This window comes from Mycobacterium persicum (assembly GCF_002086675.1).
Lineage (GTDB): Bacteria > Actinomycetota > Actinomycetes > Mycobacteriales > Mycobacteriaceae > Mycobacterium > Mycobacterium persicum.
In genome coordinates, this window is record NZ_MVIF01000317.1 from 1 (window position 1) to 389 (window position 389).

The 389-nt window shown below is 60.9% G+C and carries 1 protein-coding gene; it reads left to right on the top strand.

Annotation, left to right across the window (positions count from 1 at the left end):
* Window positions 1-193, top strand: a 193-nt coding sequence (locus tag BST40_RS31330) for a hypothetical protein (protein WP_208618963.1), incomplete at its 5' end; no start/stop codon positions are given.
* Window positions 194-389 lie beyond the last annotated feature (196 nt).

A 389-nucleotide genomic window follows, 5' to 3' on the forward strand; every position in this document is an offset into this window, starting at 1 on the left:
CTCATCTTCGGAAGACCTCGACCCCTATCCCGGCAACGACGCGCCGACCACCTCTACACCCTCATCTGCGAAGAGCCTGATTAGTCCGGCCGGTGTGGGTGTGGGTGTGGCGTTCGATTGCGGTAGCCGCGGGGTTGCGTCCAGCAGAATGGTGTACGAGTCGGAGCTGATCATCGGCACCGGCGTATCGTAGCTGTCGAAGGATCCCCGGCGGTTTGCTTGGCGAGTACCACGCGGCGGTCGCGGACTGGGACCGCCAGGACGTAGGTCACGACCACTGGAGCCGGTTTGAAGTCGGCACCATGTTGCTAGCTTCGCTTGGTGAGGGCGAAGTTTACGATCAGACCAAGTTGGGGTTCAAGCTGCGGTGAGTGCTGCGTTTGTGAATT